A 17,295-nucleotide genomic window follows, 5' to 3' on the forward strand; every position below is an offset into this window, starting at 1 on the left:
CTAAAGAGCTCCAAAATTAGGAAATACTTTTAATAAGCCTTGTAAAAGAACGGAATCATTTTCAAACGTAATCATGATTACCAACTTCCTCCAGAGCCACCGCCGCCGCTACTACCACCGCCCCAGCTACCACTGCTTGATGATGAGCTGCTTGATGATGAAGAACTGCTGCTACTGGAAGAAGAGGAACTTTCAACAAGCATTGCCAGTACAACCGTTTTAATGAAAATTTCATGGTTGCAATTGGAACATTCCTGAATCTCTTTCCCTTCGCCTTTATTGCTATACGTTGCTCTTCTTACGGTTTCTACTTTAGGTTTTGATAAAGTTTTGAATTTACATTTTGGACATTCACTAAAATCGCTAAAGTTTTCTGCTGGCCAGGCTTTTATTTGGTGCTCTTTGTGATTTTGGCTTTCCCAAATGTCATAATCGTAAACAAAAAGTATTTCTTCCTTGCGTTGACCTTTGTTTAAAAATGGTTCTCCTTCGACATTAATATCTCTATCCACACGGATCATGCTATTATTATTACTATCTAATAATGGTGTAAATCTCGAAGATAACTTACTCCTAGTATTTGCGTTTTTTAAAATCCCGAATAAAACAAGAGGAGAGAGTATTGCTAATGGCCAAACTTTTTTATTTAGTTCTTTAGCTGCATTAAAGAAATTTTCATCATCAACATGCATTTTTCTCAATGTAGAAAGTGCTCCCAAATATCTAAAGAAAAAAAACAGCGATAAGACGATATATATTATTATTGGAATACTGGTTAAGTTTAGCCCGATGTTTTTAAACTCGAATATAAAAGCCCAAACAAAAAAAGAAACAAAAGCAATGAGGAATAACCCTCCACAACCACCTGCTAAAGCCTTATCATAGGAATTTACAGTAATTTTGTTTTTTTTAATTTTATAAGAAGGTAATTTCTTTTTGAGGTAAATAAATGCAAGAATGAAAAGCGATATAATTACCCCAGAATAAATTGTGGGGTCTTTCCATTCGTTTTTGCTTTTATTTGTTTCGGCAATTAAAGATTGTATTTCTGCTGAATTATTTGGATTATTTAAAAAATCGGCAATTGCATTTAGTGAATTTGCAATGCCATCATCATAATTCTGAGTTCTAAATGCAGGCAATAAATTTCTTTCTGCAATATGTTTTAACTTAACATCTGGTAATAAACCTTCTAATCCGTAACCTGTAATAAATCGATATTTTCTTCTGTCAATGGAAGCGAATAATAGCAAGCCATTGTTAACCTCTTTTTTGCCAATTCCCCATTTTCTAAACAATTGCATCCCAAATTCAAACTCATCAAGATTGTCGTCGAAATCTTTTACAACTACAACTGCAATTTCGGTTTTAGTTTGTTTTTCTATACGAGTTATGAGTCTGTTTAACGAATCTACATTGCTTAAGATCCCATCGGGATCGCTTACATAATAGTCTTGCCCTAATCTCTTTGGGTCGGGAATCTCATTAACATTATATTTTTTCTGAGCGTACGTAGCTAAGCTTACAAAAAACAGTAAGGAGAGTATTAAATTTTTCATCTAAAAAATTATTGTTAAATAGAATAACATTAGTTTTAGGGATGCTAAAAATGAATGGGGGATTATTCTTTAAGTATTTTATCTAATACTTTATTTAGTTTGGTTTTATCCTTCATGTAAGCTTCTAAATTAAAAAGCTTAACCGTTTTAAATTCTATTGGGTGGCTTTCACTCTGCAACGAAATATAGCCCGATGTTAGTGGTTTACCATCAACTTTAACTTTTGGGTCATAGTTGGTAACACTTCCTCCTCCAATTTGTGGTTTAGTGTATTCTAAAACAACTTCGCCTTCTATAATATGTTTAACAACAGAATCGCCTAAAACCAAAAATTCGGCAGTAACCCATTGGTCGCCAGCGTAAGTTTTAGATTTAGAATCTAAACAGTGTTGAGTAAATAGTTTGCCTTCGAAAACGATGTTTGTTCCAGGGGTACATACATTACTGGTATGTCGATCGTGTTCGCCATCGCCCCCCAAAATTTGTCCTTCAATAGATATAGGAAAATCTTGATCGCGAAGCATAGTTTCTGGAGCTTGACCATGCAGCATGGCGCCGCTATTTCTCCAAGCCCATCCTTCGCCGCCTTTTGCCTGTTCGCCGATAAAACGATAGGTAACTTTTAATAAATAAGCCGAAAATGGTTTTTTATAGAAAATATGGCCGTATTGTTTGTCGAAATCTTGATAACCATCATAGCTTACTTTCATCAAACCATTTTCTACTCGAAAAGTATTTGCGTAATTATCGTTAAAATCGTGTTTAGAGATTTTAACTTTCCAATCTTTTAAATCTTTACCATTGAAAAGATTTATCCAGCCTTTTTGGGCATTTGCCTGGAAAGAAATAGAGATTGTTAATAAGGTAAGAATAAAGAAGATTTTATGTTTCATATTAGCAAACTTGGTTAGCTGCTAAAAATATGAAATTAAATTTAACCCTTTAAATTAATTGTTTAGAAATGGTTGTACCTTTTCTAAAGCAAATGCAAGTTGTTCTTCTTGTGTTAAGTTGGTGTTATCTAAAATTATAGCATCATCAGCCCGCACTAAAGGACTTTCTTTTCTGGTTGTATCGGCATAATCTCTATGTGCTAGATTTTCAAAAACTTCTTCTAAAGTTGTTTCATTATTACCTTTACTTTCTAATTCTTTAAATCTTCGCTCTGCTCTAATTTTTGGGTCGGCAGTCATAAATAATTTCAATGGTGCTTCAGGAAAAACTGTTGTTCCAATATCTCGGCCATCCATAACAATGTTTTTTGATTTTCCCATCCGTTGTTGTTGTTTAACCATTTCGTGGCGAACAATTTTATGGGCAGAAACCTCACTTACGTTTTCAGAAACAGGCATCAACCTAATTTCATCAGAAACCTCTTCGCCGTTTAATGTAATATGCGATTCGTAATCTCGTGCATGAAAATTTAATTCGATATGCTTTAAGGCATCGGCTACTTTTAAGTCATCAGTAATATCAATATGGTTTCTTAAAAAATATAAGGTTACAGCACGGTACATGGCCCCACTATCTATATATATAAAACCTAATTGCTTAGCTAATGCTTTTGCCAGTGTACTTTTTCCGCAAGATGAATAGCCATCTATAGCTATTACTAAATTTTTTTTCATCGTGCTGCAAAGGTAAAAAATAGAAGGATAACGCTGAACTTTTTAGCGCTTTAAAAGATGTTTATTTATCAAATTTAGCTATCCAGACTGCATTGTAAGGATGTAACCATCCTTCATGTTGTAAATACCAGAATAATCCTTCATCAATTCTAAAAGCAAATAAGCCATTAAGCAGGTGATTTGCATTATGAGTTGTATAATTTTTACGGTAGCTAAAGTAGGTTATTAGCGTTGCCTTTTTTTGATCACCTTCATCTGTGATCTCTAAAGTACATGGATCAAAAGCTGCAGCAAACCTGAAGTTACCGTTAAAACGTTCACTCCATTTGTTCCAGGCAACCTCATGTTTACCCTTCCTGTTAATTACAGCCTGAATATCTGGTGCTCTTAAATAATCATTATCATAAAAAATTCTTGTTTTACTTTCTTTAGGAAATAAAAGATAAAAATTTTGAATACTTGCTTCTGGAAAAGGAATAATATCTCCTACAGTTATAATTAACAAAGTACCATAAATCGCTGCCTTTTCTTTAAAGCTTAAATGAAAGCCAGCATTAATTTGCTCTTGAAAAGCCTCTGCATGTTGGTTGTATTGCCTAAGATTATAAGGGGTAGAAAGGATAAAAAGTAAAAAACCTGCGCATAAGGTTATGGTGATAAATCGTCGGTTTTGTTTTCGAAAAAATGAGATAATAGCAAAAATTAAGATTAATGCCAGCCCATAAAATATGTGTAATGAGTAACAATAAGTCCAGATTAATAAGAATAGGAAAACAAAAATGATAATCGAAAATAGTAGAGTTTTTAAAAAACGTAGAAGTTTTTTACCGAAGTTATTTAGTGTCATTGGGACGTTTTTAGCTTGAAGCTTATTTAGATTGATTTTTTGAAGTTAAAATTTCTGGATGAATAAACAAAATCATCAAAATTATAAATATCAAATTTAACATTTTTTGTTATTTTTTTTAGGGATATATTTGATGCTTAAATAAAACGAAATTGTATAGTAATGGTACCTGATAGAGAGCAGATTTTAAAATATGTAACCTTTAAAACTTCTAGAAGCGGAGGGAAGGGCGGCCAGAACGTAAATAAGGTTTCGAGTAAAGTAGAGCTTATTTTTAATATTAACGAAGCTTATTTTTTTAATGAAGATGAAAAGGAACTTTTAAAATTAAGATTAGAAAATCGATTAGATACGGAAGGATTGCTTCATATTGTTTCTCAGGAAGATAGAAGTCAGCTTTTAAATAAAGAAAAAACAGTGGTTAAATTAGTCGAACTTATTAAAAAATCACTCTTAATTCAGAAAAAAAGAAAACCAACTAAAATACCAAAATCGATTATCGAAAAAAGGTTAAAAAACAAAACCGTTAACGCATTTAAAAAGGAACGTAGAAGGAAGCCTAATTTAGACTAAAATTATTGCCCAAATCTGTAGTACAAGCTCAATCCTCCATAGTTTTGCGCCTTAGCAACGCTTTTAACTTCTTTAGTTTTAAATATCACGTTAAAATCAGCAGTAAATCTATTCGAACTATAATTTACACCAAATTGCTGTTCGAACACTATTGGTTTAACGCCAAATGTTACTGGACTATCATTATTGAATAGACTTCCCTGAATAGTGGCATCATACGCAACAACATTTAACTGGGGCTTTGCGTAAAAGAAAAATTCGAAATTATTTATTTTTTTTGTTTTTGAATCTCCGATAACGGCGTTGTGGTAGGCGCTATTAAATAGTTGGTTTAATTTTCCAGCTCTAAATAAAACCGATGCACCCAAGCCATTAAAAGTTGCTCCTAAATTTGCATAGCCTTGTCCACTAAAATCGACCGCATTATCGCTTGAGCGATGTATTAATTTACTATAACTTGTAGAAAGATTAATTGTTACTTCGTTTTTTATTTGATAATCCCAGCCAGCTGGTGTGTAAAAGCCAACAGTTTTGTGTAAAAACTCTTGAGCATCTTGCGCTAACGAATTCGGGCCAACTGTTCCTAATTCGATACTGGTTTTTAAAACGCTCTCTTTTTTATAGAAAACAGAGTAAGCGGCTCCAGCATACAAATAACCAGCAAAAGGCCTGTCCTGGTCTTCTCGTTTAGCAACCATTCCCCAATATGGTGTGTAAATCTTTTGCCCAACAGAAATTTCGTAAGTTTTCTTCTCGATATGCTCTCCAAATTTTTCAGGATTTATCGCTCTGCGGTAATAAATAAATAAACCATTTGTATAATATCTATCGTTTAATGTAGCCAGATAAGCATCATTTTCCGTTTTGAAGCCAAATTCGTTTTTAAAATTCTGAGCCTTAGCAGCATCAATAATAAACAATAATAAAAGGGAAGCTAAAATCGATTTCATAAAAAAGCCCGAGGAATTACCTCAGGCTATAAAAGTATCTATTGTAAATGAATTAATTAATCGAAGGATTAAATTAAATTTTAATATTACAAATTAGTTAACAATTGGGGCAGGTTTTATACTTAAATCCAATGGTTTTTTAACCTTATTTTTTAATAATGCCAAATCAATTACTTCACTCATTTCAGAAACGTAGTGGAATTTTAAATCTTTGATATAACTTTCTTTAATTTCTAAAATATCCTTACGGTTGCTTTTGCAAAGAATTATTTCTTTAATATTTGCTCTTTTTGCGGCTAATATTTTTTCTTTAATTCCGCCAACAGGTAAAACCTTTCCTCGTAAGGTAATCTCGCCAGTCATAGCTAAATGTTGTTTTACTTTACGTTGCGTAAACGCTGAAGTTAGAGCGGTAAGCATGGTTATACCAGCCGAAGGGCCATCTTTTGGTGTTGCACCCGCGGGTACGTGAACGTGAACATCCCAGTTATCAAACAAAGTATAATCAATGCCGAATTCGTTTGCATGTGCACGTAAATAAGCTAACGCAATAACTGCCGATTCCTTCATTACATCGCCAAGATTACCAGTTAAGGTTAATTTACCTTTACCCGGACTTAAACTAGACTCAATGAACAAAATATCGCCGCCTACGCTAGTCCAGGCTAAACCTGTAACCACACCAGCAACTTCATTACCTTCATATAAATCCTTATCATAAATTGGTGCTCCAAGAATTCTTTCTACATCATCGTTGGTTAAAGTAACATTATACTCTTCTTCCATTGCAATTTTTGTAGCAACACCACGAACCAGCGATCCAACTTTTTTCTCTAAACCACGTACACCACTTTCGCGGGTATAATCTTCAATTACTTTTTCGATTAAGGCAGGTTTAAGAATGATGTCCTTCAATTTCAAGCCATGGTTTTCTTTTTGTTTCGGCAATAAGAATTTTTTAGCAATTTCTATTTTTTCCTCAATTGTGTAACCATTTACCTCAATAATCTCCATACGATCTAACAATGCAGGCTGTATCGTACTTAATGAATTCGCTGTCGCGATAAACAAAATGTTCGATAAGTCGTAATCCATTTCTACGTAATGATCGTAGAAAGCATTATTTTGTTCAGGATCTAAAACTTCAAGCAAAGCTGATGAAGGATCGCCGCGGTGATCGGTACCTACTTTGTCAATTTCATCCAATACAAAAACAGGGTTATCAGCACCTGCTTTTTTAATTGAAGAAATAATACGGCCAGGCATAGCGCCTATGTAAGTTTTACGGTGACCACGAATTTCAGCTTCATCGCGAATACCGCCTAACGCCATGCGCACATATTTACGGCCCAAAGCTTTCGCTATAGACTTGCCTAAAGATGTTTTACCAACTCCTGGAGGGCCTACCAAACATAAAATTGGCGCCTTCATATTGCGTTTAAGTTTTAACACCGCTAAATATTCAATTATACGTTGTTTAACTTTTTCAAGCCCGAAATGGTCTTTATCTAAAATTCTTTGTGCCCTTTTAAGGTCGAAGTTATCTTTTGTAAATTCACTCCAAGGCAAATCTAAAAGCAATTCCAAATAATTCAATTGTACAGAATAATCTGGCGCCGCTGGATTCATACGGCCTAATTTATCAAGCTCTTTATCGAAATGCGCAAAAACCTCTGCCGACCATTTTTTCTTTTTTGCCCTTTCCTGAAGTGCGTCAAATTCAATATCTGCAGAACTGCCTCCAAGCTCTTCTTGAATGGTTTTTAACTGCTGATTTAAGAAATAATCACGCTGTTGTTTATCTAAGTCGGTGCGAACTTTCGATTGAATTTGATTTCTCAACTCCAACATCTGCAATTCAACCATTAAAAGATCCATAACTTTTTGCGCTCTTTCCAATAAACTGTCCATTTCCAGGATTTTTTGCTTATCAGACATTTCGGCATTCATGTTCGATGAAATAAAATTAATCAGAAATGAATTGCTTTCAATGTTTTTAAGTGCAATACTTGCTTCGCTTGGAATGTTCGGCGAAAGCTGAATAATTTGAGCAGACATTTCACGAATAGAAGCAATCAGGGCTTTAAATTCTTTATCCGTTTTATGCTTCTGCTCTTCAAACTTCTTAACCGAAGCTTTGATATATGGCTCATTTTGAACCTCTTCCAACAAACTAAAGCGTTGTTTACCTTGAATGATAACTGTAGTGTTACCATCAGGCATTTGTAAAAGCTTTATAATGTTTGCAACAGTACCAACGGTATTTAATTGATCAAAAGTTGGATCTTCAATCGAAACATCTTTTTGGGAAACAACACCAATAATCTTATTTCCTTTGTAGGCTTCTTTAATTAGCTTAATGGATTTATCTCTTCCAACTGTGATTGGAATAACTACACCAGGAAATAAAACGGTATTGCGCAGTGGTAGAATGGCCAACACTTCGGGGGTTTCTTCATTATTCATATCTTCTTCGTCTTGTTGAGACATTAAAGGGAAAAATTCGGTATCCTCGTTTATTATTGGCATTGCGCTATTAAAATCAAATATATCTTCTTTACTCATTATTATTATTTGAAACGACAAACTGGCAGTTCTATCGTTGATGATCTGTGTGTTTTTAATCTATATATATTAAATTCAACTCTTGTGCCAAAGTTGTTTTAATTTAATGTTATATTAAAATTGGTATAATGTTATGATAAAAAGGCAGAGAATATAAATTATTCGCCAAATATCATATATCAGGATTTTGAGCGTTAAACCTATTGTTTGATTGATTTAGTGAATGTAAAAAAATTAAACCACTTTATTTTCGAAGAATTGAATATATTGCGTGAATATTTTATGCATTTATTTGCGATGAAATTTTAGATTTGTTAACTTATTACCAGTACATGAACTACATTAAGCAAACCGTTTTAGGTTTAATCATTTTCTCTACAAGTACCAGTTTTGCGCAAAGTAACGATAAAAAAGTTTTGGATGCCATGGTTAAGGGAGATTATAAAACAGCCGTTGTCCAGTTAGAAAAAGCCAATGCCAAAGAACCGAATAATGTAAAAGTTTTACAAATGCTGGGTTATTCTTATTATCAAAATGGTGATTATGAAAACTCAATAACAACTTACAGCAATTTAATTGTTTTAAAACCGACAGAAGTTTCTGCTTATTATTATCGTGGCAAAGCAAGATTAAATGTTGCTAACGACCCTAAACAAGCTTTAAGTACCATGCGTGAGAATTTTTATACTGCCGCTATTAAAGATTTTACTAAAGCAAGCGAATTAAGTGGAGAGGAAGATACTCAAATGCTGCAAAACCGTGGTTTGGCTTATAAAGATTATGCAATTTTTAGATCTTTTAAAGCGAAGAAAGCTGTTGAAAAACAAGCTTGTGTGGCATTATTTAATAATTCTATAGCCGATTTTCAAAAGGTTTTAACTTTACAGCCACTTAGAAAAGATATTATTGATTGGATTACTTATGATAAAGCTCAGATTACAAGTTTAAAATGAGTTAAACCAGTTGTAAAGAAAAAGGCTTGAAATTAATTTCAAGCCTTTTTTGTTTTAAAATTTACCAGTAATTTGATAACTTTTTGCATTAAGTAACTTAATTTTTTGATACTTTTTAATTTGATATAAACTATCAGGATAATAAATTAAGGTATCACCAGATAGATACAGGATATTTTTATTGGCAATAATAATTTCAATTTTTTTAACCTTGCCGTCTGTTTTGCTAACCAAAAGATTCTTAACAGGTATCTTTTTATTTGCTGAAGTATAATGCTCGAATGCTAAATTGTTATCTGCCTTAAAACTACCCTTCCACGATGCTTTGTTAATATCTGCATTCATAAAAATTGCAAACTCTTTTTGCCAGTCTGTAATATGAATTACGCTGGTTTCTGAAGTTCCGTTTACAATAACTTGCTTTTTTACCTGCGGATTTATTTTGTTTAAACGGATGGCTTCCTTTACAAAATATCCTTTTAAATCAAAGTAAAGCAAATCCGTATTCGCTTTTGATGCTTCGCGCTGGTTGCAGCCGAACAATCCAAAAGCAAATACAGATAAGATTAATTTTTTATTCATTATACTAAAACGTTACCTGTCATTTCTTCAGGAATGTTTACACCTAGAATTTTTAAAACTGTAGGCGCAATATCACCAAGTTTTCCATCAGCGATGCTTTTATATTCATCATCAATTAAAATACAAGGAACAAGGTTAGTGGTATGCGCTGTATTTGGTGAACCATCTTTGTTTACCATAAATTCTGAGTTACCATGATCGGCCAGTAAAATGAATGAGTAACCATTCTCTAAACCTTTGTTAACTACAATTTCAGCACATTTATCTGCAGTTTCAACAGCCTTAATTACGGCAGAGAAAACACCTGTGTGCCCAACCATATCAGGGTTTGCAAAATTTAAACAAATAAAATCAGCCCATCCAGTTTCCATTTCTTTGGTAATGGCATCGGTAATTCCAGCTGCGCTCATTTCTGGTTGTAAATCGTAAGTAGCAACTTTAGGAGAAGGGATTAAAATACGTTTTTCATTTTCAAATTCTGTTTCTCTTCCGCCAGAAAAGAAGAAAGTTACATGAGGGTATTTTTCAGTTTCGGCGATGCGAATTTGATTTTTTCCGTTTCCTGCCAAAACCTCACCAATCGTATGTGATAAATCATCTTTGGTAAAAATTACATTTACCTTCTCAAAACTTTCATCGTAAGTAGTCATGGTTACGTAGTACAATGGCAGCTTGTGCATTTGTTGTTCTGGGAAATCTTTTTGAGTTAAAGCCGTTGTAATCTCACGGCCTCTATCGGTACGGAAATTAAAACATATTACCACATCATCATTTTGAATAGTAGCAACAGCTTCGCCATTTTCGTTAGTTAAAACAATTGGTTTAATAAACTCGTCCGTAACGCCCTCATCATAAGATTTTTTTATGGCAGCTAAAGCATCTTGCGTTTTCTCGCCAACAGCGTTAACCATTACATCGTAAGCCTGCTTTACACGTTCCCAACGGTTATCTCTATCCATTGCGTAATAACGGCCAATCATCGAAGCTAATTTAACATTCGAATTTTGAATGTGATTTTGTAAATCAGTTATAAAACCTAATCCCGAATTAGGGTCGGTATCACGGCCATCTAAAAAAGCGTGAACAAAAGTTTTTTCTACATGGGCTTCACTGGCAGCATCGCATAATGCTTTTAAATGTTCAATATGTGCATGAACACCACCATTCGAAACCAATCCGATAAAGTGAACGGCTTTATTGTTTTTCTTTGCGTAATCAAATGCACTAACTAAAACTGGATTACTATGTAATTCTCTATCAGCAATAGATTTATTTATGCGCCCAAGTTCCTGGTAAACTACACGGCCAGCACCTAAATTCATGTGGCCAACTTCCGAATTACCCATTTGGCCAGCTGGTAAGCCAACGGCCTCGCCCGAAGCTTCTAACTTAGAGTTTGGGTATTTTTGAATCAATGAATCGAAAAAAGGTGTATTGGCAGCATAAGCGGCGTCAGAATTATCATGTTTTCCGTAGCCCCAACCATCGAGAATAATAAGTGCAAGTTTTTTATTTTTCATTCGTTCTTATTTTTGAGATGATTAAATACATCGTTTTTAAAATAACATGTATTCAATCATTAATTGATTTTTAAAATTAATACGCAGTTTTAAAACATTTTGGTAAATGTTATGTTTTAATAACTCTTTATAAAGCAAATATAGGTTTATTGATGCTTATACAAATTAAGAAATCCTTTTTTTGATAAGCTAATGGCATAATTTTAGCTACAGGGTTCATTATAAAATACAGAAATGATCCGGAGCTTATTTTTATTCTTAGTAGCAATTACACCAATATATCGTTCCATGGCCTTTCAGGTTGATATTATTGATGATTTATCCTCGTATTTTAAGTCAAGTAACTCAAAGGAAATAGCTAAAAATTTTGCGCCAACTATCGAACTGATTATTATTGATGAGGAAGATGTATACTCTAAAGCACAGGGTGAGCAGATTTTGAAAGATTTTTTTAGTAAGCATCAACCTGTAAAAACAAGTATTTTTCATAGAATTAATAATAGCCAGAATTACAGATTTGGAGTAATTTTATTAAGTACCTCAAAAGAAACTTATCGGGTTTCTGTTACCATGAAAAAATTTAACACGGCATTTTTAATTACTGAGTTGAGAATAGAGCCTGCCAAGGATTAATCTAAATTTAATTTCCTACCATTTCCGCATCTTCTTTAAGATTGCCTTCTGATAAAAAATTCTTACTTTTGGGCTTTAATACCCGAATTTTGGATAAACAACTTATATCTCAATTTATAAAAAATGCACTTGCCGAAGATGTTGGCGATGGCGATCATACTTCATTGTCAACTATTCCCGCTGGAACAAAAGGTAAGGCTAAGCTTATTATTAAAGAAGATGGAATTTTGGCAGGAATTGAGCTTGCCTTAGCGATATTTGAAGAAGTAGATTCTAATTTAAAAGTTGATGTACTAATTCATGATGGAGCTGATGTTAAAATTGGAGATATTGCACTAACTGTAGAAGGAAGTACACATTCTATTTTGATAGCCGAGCGACTGGTATTAAATTGTATGCAACGCATGAGCGGAATTGCAACAAAAACGAATCGAATTGTTTCCTTACTAAAAGATACCAAAACCAAATTATTAGATACTCGTAAAACAACACCTGGTTTGCGTTATTTGGAGAAATGGGCGGTGAGGATTGGTGGCGGTGTAAACCATCGAATAGGTTTATACGATATGATTTTGATAAAGGATAACCATGTTGATTATGCTGGAGGTATTGAAAATGCTATCAATGCGGCCCGCAAATATCTGGTAGAAAAAAATAAATCATTGCAGATTGAGATTGAAGTGAGGAATATTGGGGAATTAAACGAAGTAATTGAAGCGGGTGGGGCAGATAGAATTATGCTTGATAATTTCAATTATACCGATTTGAAAGCTGCTGTGCAATTAATTGATGGACGTTTTATTACAGAAGCATCTGGAGGTATTACGGAAGAAAATGTTAGCGAATATGCCGCTTGTGGAGTAGATTATATTTCTATGGGAGCGCTTACACACTCTGTGAAAAGCCTTGATATGAGTTTAAAAGCATATTAATCTGTGATTTCATATATAAATAAAAGCTTATTTTTTGTATCATTGTAGGCTATGGTTACGGTTTATTCTCTCACAGCCTTATTAGTTGCTTATCTCTTTGGTTCTATTCCAACAGCGGTATGGCTAGGACAGGCTTTTTATGGTGTTGATGTTAGAGAATACGGAAGTGGTAATGCTGGTGCAACCAACACTTTTCGCGTTTTAGGCAAAAAAGCTGGTATTGCCGTAATGGTTATCGATATAGCAAAAGGTTATACAGCAACTAATCTTGCTTATCTGATCGGCATGTCTGTAACTGGGCCTCAAAATTCTGCACAATTTGTTAATTACCAACTTGCCTTAGGGGTTACAGCCGTTTTGGGGCATTTATTTCCAATTTTCGCTGGATTTAGGGGTGGTAAAGGTGTCGCTACACTTTTTGGAATGATTTTGGCAGTTCACTTCCAGGCATCTATGCTTTGTGTTCTGGTTTTTGTGGTTGTATTGCTTTTAACAAAATATGTTTCCCTAAGTTCGATATGTGCTGGATTTACTTTTCCGCTGAGTATCGTATTTCTATTTCAGGTATCTATAAAATCAGAAGTGCTTTACGGCATGGTGGTTTGTGTTTTGATTCTAGTTACCCACCAAAAAAATCTCGAAAGGTTGCTGAAAGGCAAAGAATCTAAAGTGTACTTGTTTAAAAAGAAAACTAATTAATTAACAAAATACATTTTTTGAAACTTATTTATGCAATTCCTGTTTGTATGGAGGTTGCTGTAAGTAATCATTATCATTAACTACAATTTTTATGAAAAAGTTATTTTTAACGGCTGGTATTGCCAGTGTTTTATTATTCAATTCATGTTCTACTGTGCCATTAACTGGGCGTAGCCGTTTTGATTTGGTTAGTAATGACCAGGTTTTGCCGATGGCTTTTCAAGCTTACAGTACTTTTCTTACCGAAAATAAAACTACAGTATTGCCAGCTACGAATGCACAGGCACTAAAAGTTAAAACTATTGGTAGCAGGTTAATTACAGCTGTAAAATCATATATGAATAGTAACAACTATGGTAATTTAATTGCAGATTATCAGTGGGAAGTTAACGTTGTTCAAAACAACGAAAAAAATGCATGGTGTATGCCTGGTGGTAAAATTGTAGTATATACAGGTATTTTACCTGTAACCCAAGATGATGCTGGTTTAGCTACCGTTATGGGGCATGAGATTGCTCACGCTATTGCTGGCCACTCGGCAGAACGAATGTCTAATGAAATGGTAACACAAGGGTTAGGATCTTTAGCAGGTGCTGCATTATCTAAGAATCCAAAGGTTCAATCTATTTTTAATGCAGGTTATGGAGTTGGTGGGCAGGTTGCAATGTTGAAATTTAGCCGTAATCAAGAATTGGAAGCCGATCGTTTAGGATTAATTTTTATGGCAATGGCTGGCTATAATCCTCAAAGTGCTACAAGTTTTTGGAACAGAATGTCGTCTGCATCAGCAGGTGCACAAAAACCAGCAGAATTTTTAAGTACTCACCCAAGTGATGCAACGCGTATAGCGCAAATACAAAAATATTTACCTGAAGCACAACAGTATTATAAAAAATAGTTGAAGGTTAGAAGTTAAAAATTTAAGGTTGAAAGTGTAAAACTTTCAGCCTTTTTTAATGTCTTTTTTGGTTTGTAGAAACAGATTCTTAAATCTTTTGTTTCGATTAATGACTAATGACTAATGACCAATGAGGCCAAATGAACTCAGCTTCCTAAAACCTTAAGAATTGCACTGGCCTTAAGTAGACATTCTTCATACTCTTTCTCGGCATCGCATTGGTAGGTAATTGCGCCACCAACTTGAAAGGATAGGTATTTGTTGTCTGCGTTATAGAGGATACTGCGAATAACAACATTAAAATCAAAATTTCCATTGGGATTAATGCAGCCAAAGGAACCAGAATAGATTCCTCGTTTTGTTGCCTCGTACTCTTCAATTAATTGCATGGCCTTAACTTTTGGTGCTCCGGTCATAGATCCCATAGGAAAAGCATTTTTTATAGCATCTATAAAATGCACATCAGGATTTAAAGTACAGCTTATTGTAGAAATCATTTGATGAACCTGCGGGAAGGTGTATATTCCGAAAAGCTCGTCTACTTTTACGCTTCCTTTAACTGCTGATTTTGTAAGATCATGACGCACCAAATCGACAATCATAACATTTTCAGCCTGCTCTTTAACGTCGTTTCTAAGGCGAATTTTAATTTCTTCATCTTCACCTAAATCTTCACTTCTTCTTGCTGTTCCTTTTATGGGTTGAGATATTAATTTTGAACCACGCTTACATAAAAAACGCTCGGGCGTAGCCGATAAAATATAATGATTATAAGCTTTGAAATAACCTGCAAATGGAGTTGGGGAAACCTTGTTTAAGAACTCAAATGTTTGTACTGGATTGATTTCGGCATGTTCGCTGAAGAATTCCTGACAAAAATTTACCTCATAAATATCGCCGCGAATAATGTGGTTTTTTAAAGATTCTACTTTTTCTATGTATTGATTTTTAGAAAGCTTTTGATTAATTGTTAAAGAATTTGCTTCTGTTTTGAGCTCAGGATTATAATCAAGAATTTCATTTAAAATAGATTCGTTTCCTATTAAAACTTCTATTCTATCTTCTTTAACTGCAATTAAATATTTGGGAACGAAAAAGTATAATTCTGGAAAGTTTAAATGGTCATTATTATTTGATTGAAGGTCTTCAATCTCATTTTTAAGGTCGTAGCCCAAGAAACCAAATAACCATTGTTTATTTACCGTTTGAAATTCTTTTAATTGCGCAAAAGCATTGCCAGAATCACATTTAAGTTCAGTTTGAATATCCGCCGCAATGATAAAATCGTATGCTGAATAAGGATCTTTATACTGATTTGAATCTAAGAAGCAACAAACATCAAACTGATTTGCCCAGTGCAATGCCTTTTGTTTAAATTCTGTAATGTTTTGGTTGGTTTTCAAGCTGCGGCAAAGGTAACTAAACCCGACATAAGTGGAAAGCTCCCGTTGCAGATTCTTTCAATTTTCAATGCGGTTGAAATCGGGACTTGGAGCATTGGCGGGAATAACGTTAATAGTAGCAGTTGCTGTGCTTTCCAAATAAAAAAGCAACCCAAATATGGATTGCTTTTTATTATGGTTTCAAGTTTCGCTTGCGACAAAATCTCTCCATTTCGCTGCGCTTCATGGGAGATGACGAGCCTACTAGCGTAACTCTAATGTTTGTGCTCTATCTGGTCCTACAGAAAGGAATTTGATTGGCACTTCTAATTCTTTTTCTAAGAATGCAATATAATCATTCAATTTAGCTGGAATTTCATCAACCGAAGTAATTTTAGTTACATCTGTAGCCCAGCCATCAATAGCTTTAAGCACTGGTTTTGGTTCTATTGAAATGATGTCGTAAGGCATATAATCAATCGTTTCGCCGTTATATTCGTAATGTGTACAAGCATAAATGGTATCGAAAGTATCTAGAACGTCGGCTTTCATCATAATCAATTCGGTAACACCGTTTAGCATGATGGCATATTTTAATGCAGGAAGATCGATCCAGCCACAACGACGAGCACGGCCTGTAGTTGCGCCAAATTCGTGACCTAAGGCACGTAAATTTTCACCAACTTCGTTATCTAATTCAGTAGGGAAAGGACCGCCACCAACGCGTGTACAATAGGCTTTGAAAATACCGTAAACTGCGCCAACTTTGTTAGGTGCAATCCCTAAGCCTGTACAAGCGCCTGCTGTTGTGGTGTTACTTGATGTTACGAAAGGATATGAGCCGAAATCAACATCTAATAAAGTTCCTTGTGCACCTTCTGCTAAAACCGCTTTTCCTTCTTTTAAATAGCCATTAACAAAATGCTCGCTATCTACATGTGGAATTGATTTCAAGAATTCGATTGCTTCGAAAAATGAAGCTTCTTTTTCTGCTAATTCATATTCGAAACCTTCGTAATGAGAAAGGATTTCGGTATGTTTTTCTACTAATTTAGCGTAGCGCTCTTTAAAGTCTGGTAAAGTGGTATCTCCAACGCGTAAACCGTTACGGCCAGTTTTATCCATATAAGTTGGGCCAATACCTTTAAGTGTTGATCCAATTTTATTTTTACCCATGCGTGCCTCGTTGGCCGCATCTAATAATTGGTGAGTTGGTAAAATTAAGTGCGCTTTACGGGCAATAACCAATTTACCTTCGGCAACTGGATCATGACCTGCTTTTTTTAAATTATCAAGCTCTCTTTTTAAAATGATAGGATCGATAACTACACCATTTCCAATTAGGTTCATGGTTTTTTCGTTGAAAATTCCTGATGGGATAGTGTTTAAAACGAATTTTTTGCCATCGAATTCTAAGGTATGTCCTGCATTTGGGCCGCCTTGAAAACGGGCAATAAGATCATATTTTGGACTTAGTACATCAACGATTTTTCCCTTTCCTTCATCGCCCCATTGCAGGCCGAGAAGTACATCTACTTGCGTCATTATTAAAAATTTAAGCTGGTTTTATTTTG

16 protein-coding genes are annotated in these 17,295 nt (G+C 34.4%); 6 read left to right on the top strand and 10 right to left on the bottom strand.

Features of this window, described 5'->3' with window-relative positions:
- Window positions 1-77: 77 nt before the first annotated feature.
- From ABD692_RS07955 to ABD692_RS07970, 4 genes are all read right to left on the bottom strand, one after another.
- Window positions 78-1,559, bottom strand: a complete 1,482-nt coding sequence (locus ABD692_RS07955) for a TPM domain-containing protein (protein WP_344766110.1) — start codon at window positions 1,557-1,559, stop codon at window positions 78-80.
- Between the two features lie 62 nt (window positions 1,560-1,621).
- Window positions 1,622-2,452, bottom strand: a complete 831-nt coding sequence (locus ABD692_RS07960; protein WP_316763968.1) for a 3-keto-disaccharide hydrolase — start codon at window positions 2,450-2,452, stop codon at window positions 1,622-1,624.
- A 54-nt stretch (window positions 2,453-2,506) separates the two neighbouring features.
- Window positions 2,507-3,187, bottom strand: a complete 681-nt coding sequence (gene cmk, locus ABD692_RS07965) for a (d)CMP kinase (protein WP_344766111.1) — start codon at window positions 3,185-3,187, stop codon at window positions 2,507-2,509.
- Between the two features lie 61 nt (window positions 3,188-3,248).
- Window positions 3,249-4,034, bottom strand: a complete 786-nt coding sequence (locus ABD692_RS07970) for a hypothetical protein (RefSeq protein ID WP_316763963.1) — start codon at window positions 4,032-4,034, stop codon at window positions 3,249-3,251.
- A 162-nt stretch (window positions 4,035-4,196) separates the two neighbouring features.
- On the opposite strand from ABD692_RS07970, the gene arfB reads away from it, so the two are divergent.
- Complete coding sequence (gene arfB / locus ABD692_RS07975; RefSeq protein ID WP_344766112.1) at window positions 4,197-4,607, top strand: alternative ribosome rescue aminoacyl-tRNA hydrolase ArfB; 411 nt, start codon at window positions 4,197-4,199, stop codon at window positions 4,605-4,607.
- Between the two features lie 2 nt (window positions 4,608-4,609).
- Here arfB and ABD692_RS07980 read toward each other — a convergent pair whose 3' ends face one another.
- Together ABD692_RS07980 and lon are read right to left on the bottom strand one after the other, a co-directional pair.
- Window positions 4,610-5,557, bottom strand: coding sequence for a lipid A deacylase LpxR family protein (locus ABD692_RS07980; RefSeq protein WP_344766113.1), 948 nt, complete (start codon window positions 5,555-5,557; stop codon window positions 4,610-4,612).
- Window positions 5,558-5,650: 93 nt separating this feature from the next.
- Complete coding sequence (gene lon / locus ABD692_RS07985; RefSeq protein WP_316763954.1) at window positions 5,651-8,122, bottom strand: endopeptidase La; 2,472 nt, start codon at window positions 8,120-8,122, stop codon at window positions 5,651-5,653.
- Window positions 8,123-8,454: 332 nt separating this feature from the next.
- On the opposite strand from lon, the gene ABD692_RS07990 reads away from it, so the two are divergent.
- Window positions 8,455-9,075: a tetratricopeptide repeat protein gene (locus ABD692_RS07990; protein WP_316763951.1), complete on the top strand. Its 621-nt coding sequence runs from the start codon at window positions 8,455-8,457 to the stop codon at window positions 9,073-9,075.
- Between the two features lie 54 nt (window positions 9,076-9,129).
- On the opposite strand, the gene ABD692_RS07995 is transcribed toward ABD692_RS07990, so the two are convergent.
- Together ABD692_RS07995 and gpmI are read right to left on the bottom strand one after the other, a co-directional pair.
- Complete coding sequence (locus ABD692_RS07995; RefSeq protein WP_344766114.1) at window positions 9,130-9,657, bottom strand: hypothetical protein; 528 nt, start codon at window positions 9,655-9,657, stop codon at window positions 9,130-9,132.
- Window positions 9,657-11,177 (bottom strand): 2,3-bisphosphoglycerate-independent phosphoglycerate mutase, encoded by a 1,521-nt coding sequence (gene gpmI, locus ABD692_RS08000; protein WP_344766115.1) that lies wholly within the window; start codon window positions 11,175-11,177, stop codon window positions 9,657-9,659. The genes ABD692_RS07995 and gpmI overlap by 1 nt, the downstream gene beginning before the upstream one ends.
- Window positions 11,178-11,465: 288 nt before the next feature.
- On the opposite strand from gpmI, the gene ABD692_RS08005 reads away from it, so the two are divergent.
- The 4 genes from ABD692_RS08005 (at window position 11,466) to ABD692_RS08020 (ending at window position 14,339) form a co-directional block, all read left to right on the top strand.
- Window positions 11,466-11,810 (top strand): DUF4783 domain-containing protein, encoded by a 345-nt coding sequence (locus tag ABD692_RS08005; protein ID WP_344766116.1) that lies wholly within the window; start codon window positions 11,466-11,468, stop codon window positions 11,808-11,810.
- Window positions 11,811-11,899: 89 nt separating this feature from the next.
- Complete coding sequence (gene nadC / locus ABD692_RS08010) at window positions 11,900-12,742, top strand: carboxylating nicotinate-nucleotide diphosphorylase (RefSeq protein WP_316763940.1); 843 nt, start codon at window positions 11,900-11,902, stop codon at window positions 12,740-12,742.
- Window positions 12,743-12,793: 51 nt separating this feature from the next.
- Window positions 12,794-13,441, top strand: a complete 648-nt coding sequence (gene plsY / locus ABD692_RS08015) for a glycerol-3-phosphate 1-O-acyltransferase PlsY (RefSeq protein WP_344766117.1) — start codon at window positions 12,794-12,796, stop codon at window positions 13,439-13,441.
- Between the two features lie 91 nt (window positions 13,442-13,532).
- Complete coding sequence (locus tag ABD692_RS08020; RefSeq protein WP_344766118.1) at window positions 13,533-14,339, top strand: M48 family metallopeptidase; 807 nt, start codon at window positions 13,533-13,535, stop codon at window positions 14,337-14,339.
- A 146-nt stretch (window positions 14,340-14,485) separates the two neighbouring features.
- Here the strand turns inward: ABD692_RS08020 and ABD692_RS08025 are convergent, their stop codons facing one another.
- Together ABD692_RS08025 and ABD692_RS08030 are read right to left on the bottom strand one after the other, a co-directional pair.
- Window positions 14,486-15,742, bottom strand: coding sequence for an anthranilate synthase component I family protein (locus ABD692_RS08025; protein ID WP_344766119.1), 1,257 nt, complete (start codon window positions 15,740-15,742; stop codon window positions 14,486-14,488).
- 243 nt (window positions 15,743-15,985) lie between these two features.
- The gene (locus ABD692_RS08030) at window positions 15,986-17,266 is read right to left on the bottom strand and encodes an adenylosuccinate synthase (protein ID WP_316763929.1); all 1,281 of its coding nucleotides are present in this window, start codon (window positions 17,264-17,266) and stop codon (window positions 15,986-15,988) included.
- Window positions 17,267-17,295: the final 29 nt, after the last annotated feature.

The sequence above is a fragment of the Pedobacter ginsengiterrae genome, assembly GCF_039537385.1.
In the GTDB taxonomy this organism is placed as follows: Bacteria; Bacteroidota; Bacteroidia; order Sphingobacteriales; family Sphingobacteriaceae; genus Pedobacter; species Pedobacter ginsengiterrae.